17 protein-coding genes are annotated in these 19,720 nt (G+C 56.2%); 8 read left to right on the forward strand and 9 right to left on the reverse strand.

Going from position 1 to position 19,720, the window contains the following annotated elements:
* The first annotated feature begins 103 nt into the window (after positions 1–103).
* The 3 genes from GOV91_RS01450 to coaD all read left to right on the forward strand — a co-directional run bounded on the left by GOV91_RS01450 (position 104) and on the right by coaD (position 2,082).
* Positions 104–1,006 (forward strand): LysR family transcriptional regulator, encoded by a 903-nt coding sequence (locus GOV91_RS01450; RefSeq protein ID WP_171234187.1) that lies wholly within the window; start codon positions 104–106, stop codon positions 1,004–1,006.
* 61 nt (positions 1,007–1,067) lie between these two features.
* Positions 1,068–1,505 carry a CBS domain-containing protein gene (locus GOV91_RS01455; protein WP_171174266.1) on the forward strand — a complete coding sequence of 146 codons (438 nt, stop codon included), beginning with the start codon at positions 1,068–1,070 and terminating at the stop codon, positions 1,503–1,505.
* A gap of 85 nt (positions 1,506–1,590) precedes the next feature.
* The gene (gene coaD / locus GOV91_RS01460; protein ID WP_171174264.1) at positions 1,591–2,082 is read left to right on the forward strand and encodes a pantetheine-phosphate adenylyltransferase; all 492 of its coding nucleotides are present in this window, start codon (positions 1,591–1,593) and stop codon (positions 2,080–2,082) included.
* On the opposite strand, the gene gap (GOV91_RS01465) is transcribed toward coaD, so the two are convergent.
* From gap (GOV91_RS01465) to gap (GOV91_RS01475), 3 genes are all read right to left on the reverse strand, one after another.
* Entirely contained in the window at positions 2,074–3,078 is a 1,005-nt protein-coding gene (gap, locus tag GOV91_RS01465; RefSeq protein ID WP_171234188.1) for a type I glyceraldehyde-3-phosphate dehydrogenase, read from the reverse strand. The two genes, coaD and gap (GOV91_RS01465), sit on opposite strands and share 9 nt — an antisense overlap.
* Before the next feature lie 82 nt (positions 3,079–3,160).
* Positions 3,161–3,304, reverse strand: coding sequence for a hypothetical protein (locus GOV91_RS01470; RefSeq protein ID WP_171174254.1), 144 nt, complete (start codon positions 3,302–3,304; stop codon positions 3,161–3,163).
* A 71-nt stretch (positions 3,305–3,375) separates the two neighbouring features.
* The gene (gene gap / locus GOV91_RS01475; protein ID WP_171174252.1) at positions 3,376–4,377 is read right to left on the reverse strand and encodes a type I glyceraldehyde-3-phosphate dehydrogenase; all 1,002 of its coding nucleotides are present in this window, start codon (positions 4,375–4,377) and stop codon (positions 3,376–3,378) included.
* Positions 4,378–4,558: 181 nt separating this feature from the next.
* Between gap (GOV91_RS01475) and GOV91_RS01480 the strand changes: the two genes are divergently transcribed.
* Positions 4,559–5,521 carry a DUF808 domain-containing protein gene (locus GOV91_RS01480; RefSeq protein ID WP_171234189.1) on the forward strand — a complete coding sequence of 321 codons (963 nt, stop codon included), beginning with the start codon at positions 4,559–4,561 and terminating at the stop codon, positions 5,519–5,521.
* A 56-nt stretch (positions 5,522–5,577) separates the two neighbouring features.
* Here the strand turns inward: GOV91_RS01480 and tkt are convergent, their stop codons facing one another.
* The gene (tkt, locus tag GOV91_RS01485) at positions 5,578–7,602 is read right to left on the reverse strand and encodes a transketolase (protein ID WP_171234190.1); all 2,025 of its coding nucleotides are present in this window, start codon (positions 7,600–7,602) and stop codon (positions 5,578–5,580) included.
* 236 nt (positions 7,603–7,838) lie between these two features.
* Here tkt and GOV91_RS01490 point away from each other — a divergent pair, with 236 nt between their 5' ends.
* From GOV91_RS01490 to GOV91_RS01500, 3 genes are read left to right on the forward strand one after another with little or no spacing between them, the layout of a single operon-like run.
* Positions 7,839–8,693 carry a hypothetical protein gene (locus GOV91_RS01490; protein WP_171234191.1) on the forward strand — a complete coding sequence of 285 codons (855 nt, stop codon included), beginning with the start codon at positions 7,839–7,841 and terminating at the stop codon, positions 8,691–8,693.
* Positions 8,693–9,085: a cell division protein ZapA gene (locus GOV91_RS01495; protein WP_171174235.1), complete on the forward strand. Its 393-nt coding sequence runs from the start codon at positions 8,693–8,695 to the stop codon at positions 9,083–9,085. Before GOV91_RS01490 ends, GOV91_RS01495 begins: the two co-directional genes overlap by 1 nt.
* Complete coding sequence (locus tag GOV91_RS01500) at positions 9,085–9,432, forward strand: MliC family protein (protein ID WP_171234192.1); 348 nt, start codon at positions 9,085–9,087, stop codon at positions 9,430–9,432. Before GOV91_RS01495 ends, GOV91_RS01500 begins: the two co-directional genes overlap by 1 nt.
* 6 nt (positions 9,433–9,438) lie before the next feature.
* Here the strand turns inward: GOV91_RS01500 and grxD are convergent, their stop codons facing one another.
* The 5 genes from grxD to GOV91_RS01525 all read right to left on the reverse strand — a co-directional run bounded on the left by grxD (position 9,439) and on the right by GOV91_RS01525 (position 16,123).
* Positions 9,439–9,801, reverse strand: coding sequence for a Grx4 family monothiol glutaredoxin (grxD, locus tag GOV91_RS01505; protein ID WP_171174231.1), 363 nt, complete (start codon positions 9,799–9,801; stop codon positions 9,439–9,441).
* 180 nt (positions 9,802–9,981) lie between these two features.
* Positions 9,982–10,218 (reverse strand): BolA/IbaG family iron-sulfur metabolism protein, encoded by a 237-nt coding sequence (locus GOV91_RS01510; protein WP_171234193.1) that lies wholly within the window; start codon positions 10,216–10,218, stop codon positions 9,982–9,984.
* 145 nt (positions 10,219–10,363) lie between these two features.
* A complete protein-coding gene (purL, locus tag GOV91_RS01515) occupies positions 10,364–12,523 on the reverse strand; it encodes a phosphoribosylformylglycinamidine synthase subunit PurL (RefSeq protein WP_171234194.1) in 2,160 nt (719 codons plus the stop codon).
* 180 nt (positions 12,524–12,703) lie between these two features.
* Positions 12,704–14,944 carry a mechanosensitive ion channel family protein gene (locus GOV91_RS01520; protein ID WP_171234195.1) on the reverse strand — a complete coding sequence of 747 codons (2,241 nt, stop codon included), beginning with the start codon at positions 14,942–14,944 and terminating at the stop codon, positions 12,704–12,706.
* 270 nt (positions 14,945–15,214) lie between these two features.
* A complete protein-coding gene (locus tag GOV91_RS01525; RefSeq protein ID WP_171174225.1) occupies positions 15,215–16,123 on the reverse strand; it encodes a LysR family transcriptional regulator in 909 nt (302 codons plus the stop codon).
* A 169-nt stretch (positions 16,124–16,292) separates the two neighbouring features.
* On the opposite strand from GOV91_RS01525, the gene GOV91_RS01530 reads away from it, so the two are divergent.
* Positions 16,293–19,712 (forward strand): indolepyruvate ferredoxin oxidoreductase family protein, encoded by a 3,420-nt coding sequence (locus tag GOV91_RS01530; RefSeq protein ID WP_171234196.1) that lies wholly within the window; start codon positions 16,293–16,295, stop codon positions 19,710–19,712.
* Positions 19,713–19,720: the final 8 nt, after the last annotated feature.

A 19,720-nucleotide genomic window follows, 5' to 3' on the forward strand; every position in this document is an offset into this window, starting at 1 on the left:
AATAGCTCCTCCGATAGATTTGCGCGCAGAATAGGCTTGCAGAAATCCCGCGAACAGAGGCAATGTCTCAAAGGAGTTTTGCAAAAATGCAAAAGAGTGTGAGATGACCCCAAACTGGGACGATATGCGGATTTTTCTGGCCGTGGCACGCGAAGAAAGCTTGTCTTCTGCTGGTCGTATCCTGAAAATTGATCCTGCCACTGTCGGGCGTCGTGTAGCGCGGCTCGAATCCACTTTGGATTCTTCGTTGTTTACCAAGTCCCAGCAAGGCTATGTTCTGACACCGGCTGGGCAACGTCTTTTAGAGCACGGGCTACACGCCGAAGAGGCGATGCGTGCCGCTGCCGGAGCTGTCACCGGACCGACCAAATCACTCAGCGGACAAATCAGGATCGGCGCACCGGATGGCAGCGCCAATTACCTGCTGCCGCAGGTCTGCGCAAAAATCAGCGATGCGAACCCTGATCTGGACATTCAGATTCTTGCACTTCCGCGGGTAATCAACTTGTCCCGGCGCGAGGCGGACATGGCTGTGACAGTCAGTGCGCCAACAGCCGGCCAACTGCGTGTGAAAAAGATCAGCGACTATAAACTGCATATGGTTGCGACCGAAAACTATCTGCACCGACATGGTCCGATCCGCTCTGTCACAGACCTGAAAGGGCACAGGTTGATCGGCTATATCCCCGACATGATCTTCGACCGCGAGCTGGATTACCTGAACGACATTGGTATTGACCGTGTCGCGCTTGCATCGAACTCGGTCTCGGTCCAATTGCGGCAGGTCACGCTGGGAACCGGGGTTTGCGTGGCCCATGATTTCACGCTGCCCTTCCATCCCGATCTGCGGAAAATCCTGACGGAACAAGTGAGTTTGACGCGCAGTTTCTATCTTGTGCGGCATGAAGGTGACCAACGCAACGAACGGTTGAACCGCTTTGCCGAAGCTCTGACGCGCGGCATTCGCGAGGAAGTGCTTCGTTTGGAAGCAGTGGCCGACGCTTGACAGGTCGCGACAATCGCGCAACGCTTTGGAATAAGTGTGATTATTTCCGGAGGTATTCTTCATGCTAGTACAGGCCATCCTGAAGTCTAAGGCGACCGATGGTGTCGTGACAGTGGCATCGACAGCGACTGTCTCAGAGGCCTCGAAGATTCTTGCGGAGAAGCGTATCGGTACAGTCGTGGTTTCCGACGATGGTGGCGAAACCGCTGCAGGTATATTGTCGGAACGTGACATCGTTCGAGAATTGGCGGCCAGCGGCAGTGGCTGTCTGAACCAGCCAGTAAAGTCTTACATGACGCAGGACCTTGTGACAGCGACGCGTCAGACCACAGTTGAGGACATCATGTCACAAATGACGGAAGGGCGTTTCCGCCATATGCCGGTTGTTGAAGATGGCAAACTTGTTGGCATCGTAACGTTGGGCGATGTGGTGAAGGCCCAGCTTTCCGAATTGGCCATGGAAAAAGACGCTTTGGAAAGCATGATAATGGGCCACTAGCGGCCAGAGCTGCCAAAGCAATCACTTGCACCTGCAGCAAAGTTGTGTTTGCTTGCGCAGAAATTTTGTTGCGCAGGAGGGCGTGATGCGGGTTGGATTGTATCCTGGAACCTTTGATCCCATCACAATGGGCCACATCGATATCATTCGTCGGGCGGCAGCTTTGGTCGACAAGCTGGTCATTGGTGTTGCCATCAACCGGGATAAAGGACCTTTGTTCTCGTTAGAAGAGCGCGTGGCCATGATTGAAGCCGAATGTTCCCAGCTTTCTGAACAGACCGGGACCGAGATTGTCGCGCATCCGTTTGAAAACCTGCTGATCGATTGCGCGCGGGATGTCGGGGCGCAGATCATTGTGCGTGGCTTGCGCGCTGTTGCCGACTTTGAGTACGAATTTCAGATGGTTGGAATGAACCGTGCATTGGACGATTCAATCGAGACCGTCTTTTTGATGGCAGAAGCGCGCCATCAGGCAATTGCCTCGAAACTGGTCAAGGAAATCGCCCGATTGAATGGGGACGTGTCGAAGTTCGTCACGCCCCGCGTCAACGCCGCGCTGAAAGAACGCTTAGGCTAGGGTGCCCATTGCTGCGGCCGTGTCCAGCATCCGGTTCGAGAAGCCCCATTCATTGTCATACCAGGCCAGTACGCGAACAAGTGTGCCATCGGTGACTTTGGTTTCGGCCAGCGACACCGTCGAGCTGTGCGGGTCGTGATTGAAGTCAACGGAAACCAGCGGCCGGTTTTCAGCAGCCAATACGCCGGGGATTTTTGCTGCGGCATCGATGAACAGCTGATTTACCTCTTCTTCGGTGGTTGGGCGGGATACTTCAGCCACCAAGTCAACGACTGAAACGTTCGGGGTAGGGACGCGGATCGCCTGACCCGTCAGTTTGCCTTGCAGTTGCGGCAGCACCAAGCCAACGGCGGCAGCCGCGCCGGTTGTGGTGGGGATCATCGACAACGCCGCGGCGCGTGACAGGTAAGGGTCTTTTCCAACTAAGTCATGTACGGGCTGGCTGGCCGTATAGGCGTGGACAGTCGTCATATTACCATGCTTGATGCCAAGCCCCGCATCCAGGGCAGCAGCGACCGGCGAAAGGCAGTTGGTGGTGCAGGATGCGTTCGACACGACCAGGTCTTCGGCGGTCAGTTCGTGATCGTTTACACCAAACACGACGGTCTTGATGTTGCCATCACCGCGGGCCGGGGCCGAGATCAGAACCTTTTTCGAGCCGTTTTTGAAGTGACGCTCAGCGGCCTCTCGCGTACGGAACACACCGGTGCATTCCAGAACGACATCAATATCCGACCAAGGTAGGTCTTCGGGGTTGCGTTCGCTGGTCAGGCGGATCGGCCCACGACCAACGTCCAAACCTGCGTCGCTGAGTGTAACCGGGTTGGCGTAGCGACCATGCACGCTGTCGAACTCAAACAGATGTGCGTTCATGTCAGGTTTGCCCAGATCGTTGATCGCCACGATTTCAACGTCTGTGCGACCGCTTTCCATCACTGCGCGCAGAACCCCGCGCCCAATCCGTCCAAATCCGTTGATGGCAAGTTTCAGGGTCATGGTCTGCTCCGTCGGAAAACCTATATCAGATTAGTTAGCGCTAACAACTCCAGATCAACGAAAGAGTCAAGAGAAACCTCGATCAGCGCCAGAAGGCGAGCCAGTCCAAAAATTCGTAGAGCTTCTTGGCAAGGAACAGCAGGTGGTCGCCGCCGTACAGGGTCATATCCAGCATTGCGCCCCCAAGCAGTAGGATGCCGAGCCAGATGGCGATAAGATTGGTCATGGCCGTTCCGAACAAAAATGCCCGCCCAGATAACCTGAGCGGGCATTAAGGTACAAGCGAAGTCCGAATGGTCAGTTAAGACGCCCCATCGCTACGGCCACGTCGGCCATACGGACTGAGAAGCCCCATTCGTTGTCATACCAGGCCAGAACACGGACCAGGCGATTGTCTACAACGCGGGTCTGATCCGGTGCGAAGATAGAGCTTTCTTCGGTGTGGTTGAAATCTGTTGAGACCAGCGGTGCGGGCTCAAAACCTAGTACGCGCTGCATTGGGCCTTTGGCAGCTTCTTCGACGATAGCGTTGACTTCCTCGACGGTTACATCGCGCGCGGCACGGAAGGTCAGGTCTACAGCAGAGACATTCGGAGTAGGGACGCGGATCGCGGACCCGTCCAGACGGCCTTTGAGGTTCGGCAGAACTTCGCCCAACGCCTTGGCGGCTCCGGTCGAGGTCGGGATCATCGACATAGCTGCGGCACGGGCGCGGTACAGGTCGCTGTGGCGACGGTCCAGTGTCGGCTGGTCGCCGGTATAGGCGTGGATGGTGGTCATAATGCCGTTTTCTATACCGACGCCTTCGTCAAGTACCTTGGCCAACGGGGCCAGGCAGTTGGTGGTGCAAGAGCCGTTCGATACCATGTTGTCATTGGCGGTCAGCGTATTGTGGTTCACGCCGAAGACGATGGTCTTGTCGACATTCTTGCCCGGAGCGGACAGCAGAACCTTTCCGGCACCGCGCTCAAGGTGGGTTTTCGCCTTTGTGCCGTCGTTGAACTTGCCTGTGCATTCCAGAACGACGTCGCAGCCTTCCCAGTCCAGCTCGTTCATGTCGTAGGTCGAGAACATCTGCATCGGGCCGCGACCCAGATCCATCGTGTTTCCGTCAATGGAGACTTCGCGCGGGAAACGCCCGTGAACACTGTCGTATTTCAAAAGGTGCGCCGAGGTTTCCAATGGGCCGGTGGCGTTGACTTTGATCACTTCGATGTCGTTACGCCCCGAAGCGGCGATGTGCGACAGGGTGCAGCGGCCAATACGGCCAAAACCATTGATACCGACCTTGATGGTCATATGACGTCTCCAGATGCGCTTGCTTTGTGGGCCATATAGCGGCGAAATGGGAATCTCAAAAGGGCAAAAACGGCATATTTTTAAGGTGTTAGCGCAAACCTGCGCCGATTGCGCTAACGCTTGCGCTAGCTGAGAGATCAGGTAGGGTCCCGGTGCGGCAGATGGCAGGAAAGGACACGCGATGAGCGGACTGTTGGCCCTTTTGGACGATGTGGCGGGAATTGCCAAAGTGGCGGCGGCTTCGGTCGACGACGTGGTTGCGGCGGCAGGTAAGGCCGGGGCCAAGACTGCCGGGGTGATCATCGACGACGCGGCGGTCACACCGAAATATGTTCAGGGGTTTGCGCCTGCGCGCGAGTTGCCGATCATCTGGCGCATTGCGCGCGGGTCGGTTTTCAACAAGATCATACTGTTGTTGCCGGTGGCGCTGCTGCTTGCCAATTTCGCGCCTTGGCTGATCACTCCGTTACTCATGATTGGCGGGTCATATCTTTGCTTCGAGGGGGCTGAGAAGATTTTTCACGTCCTGTTCCCCCATGGCAGCCACGCCATTGAACAAGACATGGACGTTCGTGACCCCGGTCACCTCGAGGAACAAAAGGTCAAAGGCGCGATCAAGACGGACTTTATCTTGTCGGCCGAGATCATGACGATTGCTTTGGCGGCGATCGAAGCGCCGAACCTGTGGATGCAGGCGGCGACTCTGGCCGTTGTTGGGATCGGGGTGACGGTGGCTGTTTATGGTTCTGTTGCGCTGATCGTAAAAATGGATGATGTCGGGCTTTATCTGGCGCAAAACGCACCGACCCCGATTGGTCGTGGTCTTGGCCGTGGGTTGGTCAAAGCGATGCCCGGCGTGATGAAAACCCTGTCCATTGTTGGGACAGCAGCGATGCTGTGGGTCGGCGGGTCGATTGTGATCCACGGGATGGAGGTGTTGGGCTTCGGATGGTTGAGCCATCACATCCACGATTGGGCCTACGCCATTGGTCATTCGGTTTCCGATCAATGGGTTGGCGCAGTTGAGTGGATGTCCAAGGCCACGATGGATGGCGTATTTGGTTTGGCCTGGGGATTGGTTCTGATCCCGGTGGCGACCAAATTGATTGGGCCTTTGCTTTCGAAGAAATCACAAACACATTGAAACTCAAAAGAAAAGGGCGGCCTAAGCCGCCCTTTGCTTGATCAGACGCGTCTGTTTTACAGGCCCAGCAGTTCTTTGACTTTGGCTGCGGTTGCTTCGGCGGTGATGCCGAAATGCTTGTAAAGCTCTCCTGCCGGGGCTGAGGCACCAAAGCTTGACATGCCGATGAACCCGGCTTTGGCCTCGCGACCACGCTCACCCAGAAGCCAGCGATCCCAGCCTCCGGCGCGAACGGCGGCTTCGATGCCGACGCGAACCGCACCGGCAGGCAGCACGCGTTTGCGGTAGGCTTCGTCTTGTTCAGCGAACAGTTCCATACAGGGCATCGAGACAACACGGGTGCCGATGCCCTCGGCTTCGAGCATCGCTTTGGCTTCCATCGCCAGGGACACTTCGGACCCGGTCGCGATCAGGATGGCCTGACGTTTGCCTTCGGCTTCAGCCAAGACATAAGCACCTTGCGCAACGAGGTTCTTGGTTTTGTGCTGGGTCCGCACGGTCGGCACACCCTGACGGGTCAGAGACAGGACCGAGGGGCTGTCCTTGAAGGTCAGCGCCATTTCCCAGGCTTCGGCCGTTTCGACTGTGTCGGCGGGGCGGAAGACATAGGTGTTCGGCGTCGCGCGCGAAATAGCCAGATGTTCGACCGGCTGGTGGGTCGGGCCGTCTTCGCCCAGGCCGATGGAGTCATGGGTCATCACGAAGACCGATGGGATTTTCATCAGGGCCGCCAAACGCATGGACGGGCGGGCATAGTCGGTGAAGGCCATGAATGTACCGCCATAGGGGCGGATGCCACCATGCAGCGCCATGCCGTTCATCGCAGCGGCCATGCCGTGTTCGCGAATACCGTAGTGGATGTAGCGTCCTTTGCGGTTTTCCGGCAGGAACACACCCATATCGGCCGATTTGGTGTTGTTCGAGCCGGTCAGGTCAGCCGAGCCGCCAACGGTTTCGGTCATGATCGGGTTCACGACGTTCAGAACTTTTTCCGACGAAGCGCGGGTAGCCAGCTTTGGTTGATCTTCCGAAACTTGCTTTTTGAAAGAACGAATGGCGCCAGCCAGCTTTTTAGGGACTTCAAACGCGTAGGCACGGTTGAACTCGGCCTGCTTGCGTTCAGAAAGTTGAGCGAAACGCTCTTCCCAGGCTGCTCGTTCAGCAGCACCACGTGCGCCAATGGCTTCCCACGCGGATTTAACATTGGCCGGGATTTCAAATGCGTCATGCGGCCAGCCATAGCCTTCCTTGGCGGCTTTCAACTGATCCTGATCGGTCAGAGCACCATGGCCTTTCGATGTATCCTGTGCTGCGTGACCCAAGGCGATGTGGCTTTCGCATGCGATCATGGTCGGCTTGCTGGACTTCTTCGCGTCCACAATCGCTGCGTCGATCGCATTTGGATCGTGGCCGTCAATCTCTATTACATGCCAGCCCGAGGCCGCAAAACGGCGCACCTGATCAGTGCGGTCGGCAATATCGACGGTACCGTCGATGGTGATGTTGTTGTTGTCCCAAAAGACGATTAGTTTGCTCAGTTCGTGGCGACCGGCCAGCGTGATCGCCTCTTGGCTGACGCCTTCCATCAGACAGCCGTCGCCAGCAATCACATAGGTATAGTGATCGACCACCTTCTTGCCGTACTGCGCGCGTTGGATCTCTTCGGCCATGGCAAAGCCCACGGCGTTCGAAATGCCCTGACCCAGCGGGCCGGTTGTGGTTTCAACACCGTCGATCAAAAAGTTTTCCGGGTGACCGGCGGTTTTTGCACCCAATTGGCGGAAGTTTTTGATCTCGTCGAGGGTCACGTCAGCGTGGCCGGTGAGGTACAGCAGCGAGTAAACCAGCATCGAGCCGTGTCCGGCGGACAGGATGAACCGGTCGCGGTCCGGCCAGCTTGGGTTTGAAGCGTCGAATTTCAGGTGCTTTTCGAACAGTACGGTCGCAACATCGGCCATGCCCATGGGCATACCGGAATGGCCGGAATTGGCGGCGGCGACGGCATCAAGGGTCAGAGTGCGGATGGCCGCAGCTTTGTCCCAGTGTTCGGGGTTGGCTTTGCGCAGCGCAGTCAGGTCCACGGGCGTTGTTCCTTTGGGTTTGAAGCAGATTGCGGGCTCAATACCACTCAGTACCCAAAGTGCAAGCGGAACCGGGGTGAATCGGGCCGCACTGCATGAAGAGCGGGGCTCAAGTGTTTGAAAGCAAACAGTGGGTATTTTCTGTCGCATTCCGCTAGACTGTCTGCAGGCGGGATTCGGTTTTGATTCGGATCGCATCGAAACAGAATGAACCTTGATAAAGAGGTGACAGGGGCATGAGCCAGATAGAAGACTTACAGCACCGCATAATTGCCGCGATGGATCGTATTGGCGCGGGGGTCGAGGCATTGGGCGCTGAATCTCGGGGCACCGGGCCGGATGACGGACTTCAGACTGCGCTGGAAGATGAACGCATTGCCAATGCGCAACTTCAGGAACGGCTGAAATCTCTGAAACAGCAGCACGAAGAGCAAATGGATGGCTTACGCGCTGATCTGGAAGAGCTGCGTGCGGCACCGTCTGACGGTTCGGAAATCGACGCACTGCGCGCGGAGTTGGAAGAAGCCCGCGCCAAGATCGCCTCGGTCGAAGCTGCGCGCGCCGAGCTGGCCGAAGCCAAGGCGGCACTGGACAACAGCACCGAGTTGGACGCATTGAAAGCCGAAAACGAAGAAATACGGGCAGAGCTTGATGGAAAGGAAGATCCCGAGCCACTGAAAGCCGAGTTGGAAGAGCTGCGTGGCATGTTGGATCAGGCTAAAGCAGTGGAGGCCGAAAACAGCCGCCTCAAGGCCGAGTTAGAAGACACGGAACGTGTCGGCGACCTGAGCGCCGAGTTGGAAATGCTGCGTGCTGAACGCGCAAGCCACGGTGCCGCAATGTCTCGTTTGGACGACGATCTTCAACGTATGCGAAAGGCAAATGAACAATTGCGCAATGCCGTTGATGAGTTGCGCGCGGCCGCAACTGAGGGCCTGACGGATGCAGAGCTTCTCAACAAGGCCACGGTCGCCGAACTTGAAGCCACGCGAGCAGCGCAAGCCTCGGACGCGGCCGAGGCGCAGGCCGTTCTTGCGCGTCTTGAGCCGTTGCTCTCGCAGGCGAAACTTGTAGAAGGTGAGGTAGAATAATGCCCGAAGTGACCATAAATATCGGCGGTCGCGGCTTTGACGTCTCGTGCAGGGACGGTGAGGAGCCCTTTCTGCATTCCGCAGCCAAAATGCTGGACGATGAAGCCCAGGTTTTGTCCGATCAGATCGGCAGGATGCCTGAATCCCGCATGCTTTTGATGGCCGGGCTCATGCTTGCTGACAAGACTGCAGCAACGGAAGACAAGGTCAAATCGCTTGAGGCAAAGTTGGCCGAGGTCGAGGCCCAGCTTCAGAACCTCAGGAACGCTCCTCCGCCGGAACCCGAACGCGTCGAAGTGGCGGTTGTTCCGCCATCTGTCACCGATACACTGGCAGAGCTGGCCGCGCGGGCAGAAGCGCTTGCGGCCGTTGTCGAGGAGAAGAAAGCCTGATGACTGTGTTGCGAAACGCCTTGTTTGCGGCTGCACTGGCTGTGCCTGCGACTTCCGCTTTGGCAGAGATTGACATACTGTCAGTCACATTCACTTGCGAAAACGGAATACCCTTGCCGGTGACCTATTTCAACGCGTCCGACGGTTCAGGCGCTGCGGCGACGATCGTGGACAATACTCTGGTTGCCATGCGCCAAGTGGAAAGCGGGTCAGGTATCCGCTATGAATCCATCGGAGATCAAGGAACCTATATTCTGCGCTCAAAAGGCTGGAACGCATCGATCAGCTATTTGGCGGCGGGCGCCGCCAATGAGCAGGCAATTTTTCAGGACTGTTCCAGCCGATAAGCAGGCTTACGCGTTTGCTTCACGAATTTTGTCGGCTGCATCTTTGTTGTAGCCGACACCGTTTTCGTCAAACAGAGTGTCCAGCTCACCCGACAGAGTCATTTCGGTGATGATGTCGCAACCGCCGACAAATTCGCCTTTGACGTAAAGCTGAGGTACGGTCGGCCAGTCAGAGTAGTCCTTGATACCCTGACGAACTTCCTCGTCGGCCAGAACGTTCACGTCAGCGTAGTCAACGCCCATATAGTTCAGCACACCGGCAACGCGGGAGGAGAAGCCACACTGAGGCATCTCCTTGGTGCCTTTCATGTACAGCACCACGTCATTGGCTTTGACGGTTTCGTCGATCTGGGTCTTCACATCGGTCATTTCGCGTTTCCTTCAAAGATCGCGTCTTTGGCTGTCGATTACTACTTGCCGCCACGCGTGTCGTCGTTTGTTTTCTTTACTAGATTTAGGTCAGTTGCTTCCATTCCCAATGGTGGTTTCTCATTAGGTTGGGGCGGTTGCCATCCACCCATTGATTTAAGCACATTCCTAAGAAATTTTTTATTCCGGTACTTTGGTGGTCAGCGCCAGCGCGTGCAGCTCACCATCTGGGCCGTCCATCTTGCCTTTCAAGGCCGCGTAGACAGCGCGCTGCTGCTGTACGCGGTTCTTGCCGCGAAAGCTTTCGTCCACGACCATGGCGGACATGTGAACGCCATCGTTGCCGCCAACCTGAATTTCCGCGTTGGGAAAGCTCTCGCGCAGCAGGGTTTCAATTTCGTGGGCGCTTATCGGCATGTAGGTTTACTCCTAAAGGTCTTTATCAAGATGTAGAGCGGTGTGGCGGGGCGCGCAAGATGGCACGTGCGGACAAATCCGGTAAATCCTGCGCCTTTTTAGACGCGCAGGATTTCCGTATTTGGGACGAGAAGAAGCCTGTATTTTAGGCCACGGCCGCGGCAAAGCTGGTGCGGAAGGTCTCTGTAAGCTCGGCCAGCGGTGACTCGGAACTGCCGACCTTCACGCAATCACCTGTAAATCGACCGACAGAGACCAGCGGTACACCGGCTTGGCCGGCTGCAATCATAAGTGCCTCTGCCTGGTCAAAGTTGCAGGCGACCAGATAACGCGCCTGATCTTCGCCAAACAGGAATTCGGTTGGGGCTTCGTCGAGATGGACGCCAACGCCAGCCGCTTCGGCCAGTTCAAAGGCGGCCAATGCAAGACCGCCATCGCCAAGGTCGGTACAGGCTTTGATCATCTCGCGGTTGGCGCGAATGAAGTCACCGTTGCGCTTTTCGGCATCCAGATCAACACGCGGCGCATCACCGTCTTCACGGTTGAACACCTCAGCCAATAGTGCGGACTGGCCCAGATGGCCCTTGGTTTCACCGATGACCAGGGCGACGTGACCCTCACGGACTTCATTGCCGATAATCTCATCTGAATGGTTCAGCAGGCCAACCGCACCGATTGTTGGGGTGGGTAGGATCGCCTGACCATCGGTTTCATTGTAAAGCGACACATTGCCCGAAACGATCGGCATATCCAACGCGCCAACGGCGGCACCGATGCCTTGAATGGCACCGACGAACTGGCCCATGATTTCGGGCTTTTCGGGGTTTCCGAAGTTCAGGTTATCAGTGGTGGCCAGAGGTTTGGCACCAACAGCGGTCAAGTTGCGATAGGCTTCGGCAACAGCTTGTTTGCCGCCTTCAACCGGGTTTGCGCGTACATAGCGCGGTGTCACGTCTGAGGTAAAGGCAAGCACCTTGTCGGTGCCGTGGACACGCACCATGCCAGCGCCCAGACCCGGTGTGCGGGCGCTGTCCGCCATCACCATGGTGTCGTACTGTTCGTACACCCACTGCTTTCCAGCGTAGTTGGGCGAAGAGAGCAGGGCGCGCAGCCCATCGATCGGGTCGATCTGAGGCACATCGGCCAATTCTTCGGCAGCAGGCGTCGGCTCCCACGGACGGTCATATTCTGGCGCGGTGGAGGAGAGCTTGGACAAGACAAGGTCCGCCTTGACTTCGCCGTTATGCATGATCAGGAAGCGGTCTTCGGCGATGGTTTCACCGACGATGGCGAAGTCCAGATCCCATTTTTCGAAAACAGCGCGGGCCTCGGCCTCAAGTTCCGGCTTGAGAACCATCAACATACGTTCCTGAGATTCCGACAGCATCATCTCATAGGCTGTCATATTCTCTTCGCGCTGGGGTACGTTTTCCAGATCGAGGCGTACGCCCAGACCACCCTTGTCACCCATTTCCACGGCAGAACAGGTCAGACCCGCCGCGCCCATATCCTGGATCGAGATCACTGCTCCGGTCCGCATCAGTTCGAGCGTCGCTTCCATCAGGCGTTTTTCGGTGAAGGGGTCGCCAACCTGTACTGTCGGGCGCTTTTCTTCGATGGTGTCGTCGAATTCAGCAGAGGCCATCGTCGCGCCGCCAACGCCGTCTCGACCGGTTTTAGCGCCCAGATAGACGACGGGCATCCCGACGCCGGACGCGGCGGAGTAGAAAATCTTGTCGCTGTCGGCCAGACCAGCAGCAAATGCGTTCACCAGACAGTTGCCGTTATAGGCCGGATGGAATCGGACTTCGCCGCCGACGCATGGCACGCCAAAACAGTTGCCATAGCCGCCGATGCCTTCGACCACGCCATTCACCAGCTGACGGGTCTTGTGGTGGTCGGGTTCGCCGAATGACAACGCGTTCATCGATGCAATGGGGCGCGCGCCCATGGTGAAGACGTCGCGAAGAATGCCACCAACGCCCGTTGCCGCACCCTGATAGGGTTCGATGTATGACGGGTGGTTATGGCTTTCCATTTTGAAAACAACAGCCTGACCGTCGCCAATATCAACAACGCCTGCGTTTTCACCAGGTCCGCAAATCACCTGAGGCCCCGATGTAGGCAGGGTGCGCAGCCATTTCTTGGACGACTTGTACGAGCAATGCTCGTTCCACATCGCGGAAAAGATGCCCAGTTCGGTAAAGGTCGGTTCACGCCCGATGATCTCGAGGATCATGTCGTATTCCTCGGGCTTGAGCCCGTGTGCAGCAATCAGATCGGGTGTGATGGCGGGCTCTTGCATCTTCTGTCCTGTGTCCAAGTGGGCCGAGATTGCGCGCCTTGTAGGGCAAGCGCGCGCGTGTGGAAAGGGTCAAGACGGCGCAGGCTGCGTCTTTCAAAGAAAAACGGAACCGACGGCGACGCCGGTTCCGTATGAAAGCACCGAAGCTTTGGTGCAGATCGCAGGAACAAACCGCGAAGGTTACGCCTGTCCCTGGTCCTTGTTGAGTTCAGCTGCCGCGGCGGCACCAACAGCTGTTTTCTGTTCGGGGGTCAGGTTTTCAGCATCATCCAGGCCCGGGATTGCAACGCGCACCTCACGGCGGGCAAAGTCGATGCCGTTCTCCTTGAAGGCGGCCTTGACCCGGTTGAAGATTTCCTTGCGCAGGGTGAACTGCTTGCCCGGCTTTGCCATGAACTTGCCGCGGATGATCATGCCGACATCGTCAAAGTCGAACACGCCCTGAGACTTGAAGGGCTGAAGGAAACCATCCTTGTGAGTTTCGTCTTCCATCATCTCGGCACCGATCTTCTTGAAGATCTTTTTGACCTTGTTGGGGTCAGTGTCGAAAGGCACGGTGAACTTCAGCTTCATGATCACCCAGTCGCGACTGAAATTGGTCAGTTTCTGAATCTCACCATAGGGAATGGTGTGAACGGGACCGCGGTGGTGGCGTAGTTGCATCGAGCGGATCGAGATTTTCTCAACCGTGCCCATTGTGCCGCCCACATCCACATACTCACCTACGCGGAAGGCATCGTCGATCAGGAAGAAAATCCCGCCCACGATATCGGCGACCAGTTTCTGTGCGCCAAAACCGATGGCCAGACCCAGAACACCGGCACCGGCCAACAGAGGTGTGATGTTGATGCCCAACGCACCCAAAGCCAGAAGAACAAAGATAACGGCAATGGCTACTTGTGCAGTAACGCGTAGCAGTGGCAGAACAGTAGCCAGACGTGATCCGCCGGAACCTCCGCCTTCACCGGCTTCTTCATCCGGGCTTTGTTCGGCGGCTGTTTGTTCTTTTGCGAGGCGGCGGTTTATCCAAAGTGAAACGATTTCGTTCAGGATGTACCCGACCGCGATTATAATAAAGAACTGGATCACTTTGCTGCCGGACTCAGTTCCACCGCCTGCGATTTCCTGAAGGTCAAGGTCCCACGCATTGGCGATCATAAGAATGACCAAAACACCGGCCAGAACCCGCCCGATACGAATGTAGCTTCGCTTGGTGGACTTATAGGCGCGTTCTGCGACAGGGCCGTCGCCAAGCATAGGTGGTTGAAGGTGACGTACCAGGCCACGGATCAGCGTATCCAAAGCAGGAGCGATCAGCAGCCAGAACATGGTGACGAAGTGTGCTCCATGTGCCAGAAGGCCAAATACCACAGGGTTGTTCTGCGCTGCGAGATACTCGACCAGCAGCCAAGTGCCGGCGGAAACTCCGATAGCAATGTAAGGGTAGAGCCTCGCTACCTCTTCATCAAACCGTGTACGATCAGGGTCAGAACCTCGCATCATGTCGGACAATCCATCACGTGCCGTCCAGGCAATCACCGCGATGTAGATGTGAATCGCTGTATTCAGCCAGAAACCCAAACGGGATTCACCCGGTGGGACGCCGTTGATGGCGTTGAAGTCCAAAATGAACATGGTGAACCCAATCAGCAGGAACAAGCCGATCAAGTTGCGATGCAGGTAACTCGCCCAGTGGTCGCTAACATTGACCATACGAAGATCGTGCTGTTGCGGGGCTAGAATGAAACGCGAAATGGCTGCGCCCAAACGAGGGAACCAAATTAGGAAGAAAACAAATGGTGCGGCCTGCGCGATCTGCGGCTCGTCCAAAAGCCGACGCCCTACAAAAACCAGAGTGTAATAAAAGACCAGAAGGCCAAGAAACTCACCGCAAAAGCGTTTGAACAAATAGGTGGCCGCACCTCGAAGGTTTGTAGAAGCATCTCCATCAACTACTTTAAGCCATCGGCGCGTCCACAGCCCAACGATTTTCTCGGCGGCAAAACCAACCGCTAGGGCGATGAAAGTGAAGCCAAAAAGACTGACTAGCCCGCTGGACCCAAAGCTACTTCCGAAATTCGAGAATGCTTGAACCTGAGCTGAAATTAACAGAGGGATCTTTCTGATAACATCCATCCAGGACGCGGCCATGGTGCTAACGGTGTCCGAGATGGCCTGAACTATACCCTTTTCGGTCGTGCCACTTTCGGCCCGCTTTTCTGCAACAGCATCAAGCCGCTCCAACAGAATCGCGCGCACCTGGTCGTCAGACATCCGCGCAACAAGATCGTCGACCTGTTCGGGTGTCAGATCTTCGGGAATCGTCACTGAGGACGGCGTGCTGGTGCCTTGTGCCAGAAGTGGGGTCGCTAAAAATAAAGCAGAAATGATCGCCAGCATGAGGCGGAGTGGGTGGAACATTGATTTTCCCTCGAACACGAAATTGTTTCGTTTTTTGGGGATCATATGCCTATGCGTGTATTTTTCCCAGAGCTTTCGCTGGCTTAATGCTTTTGGCCGCGCAAAAAAAAGGCCGAGCTATAAGCTCGGCCGTAGTCCAACAGGGAGGTATGAAGATGATGAGCGTTTCAGCATCACCGCCTTCGAGTGCTCATTTAGGTGTCAGTTTGTGAAGGTTCAAGGAATTTAACCCTGTTAAGACCTCATGCCCGATATGCTATGGGTGCATATCTAGAGTTTACCCATCTGTTTCAATTGCTTGCGCTGCGCAATGATCTCATCCTGAACGAAATCACGGAACGCGCCGACGCGCTTCGAATGCCTGAGCTCTTCGGGATAGGCCAAGTATACAGGAACATCAGCGGTTTCGATGTCGGACAGTACCGGCACCAGATGCGGAAAATCCTGCGTTACATAATCAGGAAGAACCCCAATACCCAGATTGTGCAGAACGCCCTGAAGTACTCCGAAATAGTTGTTCACGGTGAGTAACGAACCTGGATTGTAGGTCATCAGGTGGCGCACCATCGCTGCGCTGGCTCCGACTTGCGGTGCTGCGGGGGTTTGGCAAATCAGTCGATGGTCTTTGATTTCGTCCAACGAATTCAACGTTCCACCATGAGCCTCGATATAGTCCTGCGTCGCGTACAGCATCATTTGCACCGTCATCAAACGCTTGCGAACCAAGTCGGCTTGACTGGGTTCTTTCATGCGAATGGCGACGTCCGCCTCACGCATGGGAAGGTCCAAAACGCGTTCTTCCAGCATTAAGTCGATGTTGAGATCGGGGTACTGCTCGTACAGTTTAGGCAGGCGCGGGGCCAGCCAGAGAGTTCCGAAGCCGAATGTGGTCGTAACCCTCAGGACGCCAAAAACCTCTTCTTCGCTGTCCCGAATGCGCGCGGCTGCAGCATCCAGCCGTTTCGACATTGCGGATGTGGCGTCAAACAGCAATTCACCTTGTTCGGTAAGAATCAGTCCCCGCGCATGACGATGAAAAAGGGTCGCATCCAGCGATTCTTCCAATGCACGGATCTGTCTGCTCACGGCGGATTGAGACAGATTAAGCTTGTCACCTGCGTGGGTCAGGCTGCCTGCATCGGCCACTGCGTGAAATATTCTAAGCTTGTCCCAATCCATCAACGCAACTTTCGTTATCCTTTTGGATGCCTATATGAAAGAGGTGACAAGTTCCACATTCAAAGGGCGAAATCGTTACTTATCAGTGGATAAATCCTATGCAGGTCAGAAATTATGACCTAAAATGCATCGAAATGAAGCACACTGATCTGACGAGGGGAGACGTCTGATGAGTCAGCCACAGATAACGTTAAACGACCGGTTTGATCTTGAGAAAAACCCCGTTCTTTTGAACGGAACTCAGGCGCTTGTTCGGTTGATGCTGATGCAAAAAGCCAGAGATCGGCAGGCGGGCCTGAATACGGCGGGTCTTGTAACCGGGTATCGGGGGTCGCCCCTTGGCGCTGTTGATCAGCAAATGATGCGGGCTCAAAAACCGCTGGCCGAAAACGATGTGACGTTTCAGTTCGGCTTAAACGAAGATCTCGCCGCGACCGCCCTGTGGGGCAGTCAGCAAGCAGGGTTGCGGGGCGACGGCAAGTTCGACGGGGTTTTCGGACTTTGGTACGGCAAAGGTCCAGGGGTCGACCGATCCGGTGACGTTATGCGCCACGCGAACATGGCCGGTACGGCCAAGCACGGCGGCGTCCTTATGGCAATGGGCGATGATCACACCGGCGAAAGCTCGACCGTTCTGCACCAGTCAGAATGGTCTCTGGTCGATATGTATATGCCGATTGTCAGCCCCGCTGGCGTTCAGGAAATTCTGGACTACGGCATATACGGCTTCGCACTCAGTCGCTTTGCTGGGGTCTGGGTCGGCTTGAAAACGATGAAAGACACAATCGAGGTCACTTCGGTTGTGGATGGCAGTCCGAACCGGATGCAGGTCGTTGTGCCTGAATTCGACATGCCGGAAGGTGGGTTGAACATTCGGTTGGGTGACACTCCGCACCTGCAGGAAACACGCGTTATCGATTACAAAAGGTTTGCGGCCGAGACCTTTTCCCATGCCAATAAGCTCGACAAACGAATGTGGGGCAAACCGGGCGCAAAAATTGGCTTTGTGGCTGCCGGCAAGAACTGGCTGGATCTGACACACGCTCTGTCCCTTCTGAACATCAACGAGGCCGAGGCCGAACGGTTGGGGATCACCACTTACAAGGTGGGGCAGACTTTCCCGTTGGATATGGCCGGGTTCCATGACTGGGCCGAAGGGCTGGACTTAATTGTGATCGTCGAAGAAAAGCGCAAGCTGATTGAGGTTCAGGTCAAGGAGGCCATCTTTGACGATCGGCGCGGCCGCAGGGTTTATGGCTGGTACAAAGGTGGGGCAGGGACGCTGCACCGGGAAGAACTGTTCCCGACGCGTGGTGCACTTGATCCGATCATGATCGCCGAAAAACTGGGTGAAATCCTGATCGAAGAGGGGCGCGAAACCGATGGTATTCGGGCTGGGCTGTCATCGTTGTCCGAAGCACGCCGGGCCGATAACGCGCAGGAAATCGCGACGAGGCTTCCGTATTTTTGCTCGGGCTGCCCGCATAACAGTTCGACGAAGGTGCCTGATGGCAGCCGCGCTTATGCCGGTATCGGCTGTCACTACATGGTTCAGTGGATGGACCGCGAGACGACAGGTTTCACCCAAATGGGCGGTGAAGGCGCGAACTGGATTGGTGAAGCTCCGTTTTCGACCACCAAACACGTGTTCCAGAACCTTGGCGACGGCACTTATAACCATTCGGGCGTTCAGGCGATCCGAGCGGCGTTGTCGGCAGGAACGAACATCACCTTTAAAATCCTGTTCAACGACGCGGTCGCCATGACCGGTGGGCAGGACAACGAAGGCGACCTGACCGCAGAACGGATCGTCGCAGAGGTCAAAGCGATGGGCGTCCGTGAGGTCGCTTTGGTCTATGACGAAAAGGAAGACGTAAACTTCAAGGCGCTGCCCGCAAGTGTTCAGACATATGAGCGCGCGGACCTTATGCAGGTGCAGGAGAAATTCCGTGAGATCGAAGGCGTCTCGGTCATTGTCTATGTTCAGACCTGCGCGGCTGAAAAGCGCCGACGCCGGAAACGCGGCACGTTCCCGGACCCGGACAAACGTGTGTTCATCAACACCGATGTCTGCGAAGGCTGCGGCGATTGTGGGGTGCAGTCGAACTGCGTATCTATCGTTCCAAAACAAACCGAGTTGGGCCGCAAACGGGCGATTGATCAGTCAAGCTGCAACAAGGATTTTTCTTGCCTGAACGGCTTTTGCCCCTCGTTCGTGACGCTTGAGGGCGCTAAGATCCGCAAAGAGGCAACGACCGAGATCGACCTGCCGGATTTGCCGATGCCGGAGCTTCCCGAGATCAAGGGAACGCACAACGTGGTAATTACGGGCGTTGGTGGTACAGGCGTCGTCACCCTTGGTGCAATTCTTGCTCAGGCCGCGCAGATCGATGGCAAAGGCGCGGGCATGATGGAAATGGCGGGCCTGGCGCAGAAAGGTGGCGCAGTTCATATCCACTGCCGTCTGGCCAATCGTCCCGAAGATATCAGCGCGATCCGCGTTGCCACCGGTGAAGCCCACGCGCTGATCGGCGGCGATTTGGTGGTTTCCGCCGGGGCGAAGACCTTGGGCCTGACGCGCACCGGACGCACCGGCGCAGTCGTAAACAGCCATGAAACGGTCACTGGCGACTTCACACGCAATACGGAGTTTCGCATTCCAGCCGATCAGTTGGAACTGGCCTTGCAGGCGCGGCTGAAAGAAGATGTCTCATTGTTTGACGCAACCGATCTGGCGCGCGCCGTGATGGGGGACTCGATCTATTCCAACATGATGATCTTTGGCGCGACCTGGCAGCGCGGGTTGTTGCCCGTCAGCCATCAGGCGATCTTTGACGCTATCGAGTTGAACGGAACGGCGGTTGAGCGAAACAAGCGTGCGTTTGATATCGGCCGCTGGGCAGTACTACATCCAGATGAAGTGCAGTCTATTCTGTCCCCAACCGTGGCGGAGATGCCTAAAACGCTGGACCAGATCATCGAGTTCCGTGCGCAGCACCTGATCGAATACCAAAGCGCCCGGTTGGCGAAACGGTATCGTAAGTTGCTCGACAGCGTTGAGGACGCTGAGGTGCGCGAAGTGGTTGCAAAGGGCTATCATAAAGTTCTGTCATACAAGGATGAATACGAGGTTGCGCGCCTACTGCTGACCAGTAGGGAAAAGGCAGCCGCCGAGTTTGATGGCGACTTCAAGATGACGTTTCATCTGGCGCCGCCGATTTTCGGAGGATCGGGCAGCAACGGCAGGCCCAAGAAGCGCGCATTCAGCGAATCTGTCATAGGCCCATTGAAGCTGCTGACAAAGTTGAAGGCGCTGCGCGGCACACCGTTCGATGTCTTCGGGTATTCGTCCGAACGCAAGATGGAGCGTGCTTTGATCCGGCAGTACGAAAAGGACATGCGCGAAGTGTTGCCGTTATTGTCGCAGGACACGCGTGATGCGATCTCTGCCTTGGCTCGACTGCCATTGGATATCCGTGGTTTCGGACCTGTTTTGCAGGAAAACGAGGCCAAGGCAGCCAAAAGGCGCGAGGAGTTGCTGGCATCCATCCGAAGCGGCGGGCCCGAGTTGCAGGCAGCGGCGGAGTAAATCGTCAC

This window comes from Ruegeria sp. HKCCA6837 (assembly GCF_013034475.1).
In the GTDB taxonomy this organism is placed as follows: Bacteria; Pseudomonadota; Alphaproteobacteria; order Rhodobacterales; family Rhodobacteraceae; genus Ruegeria.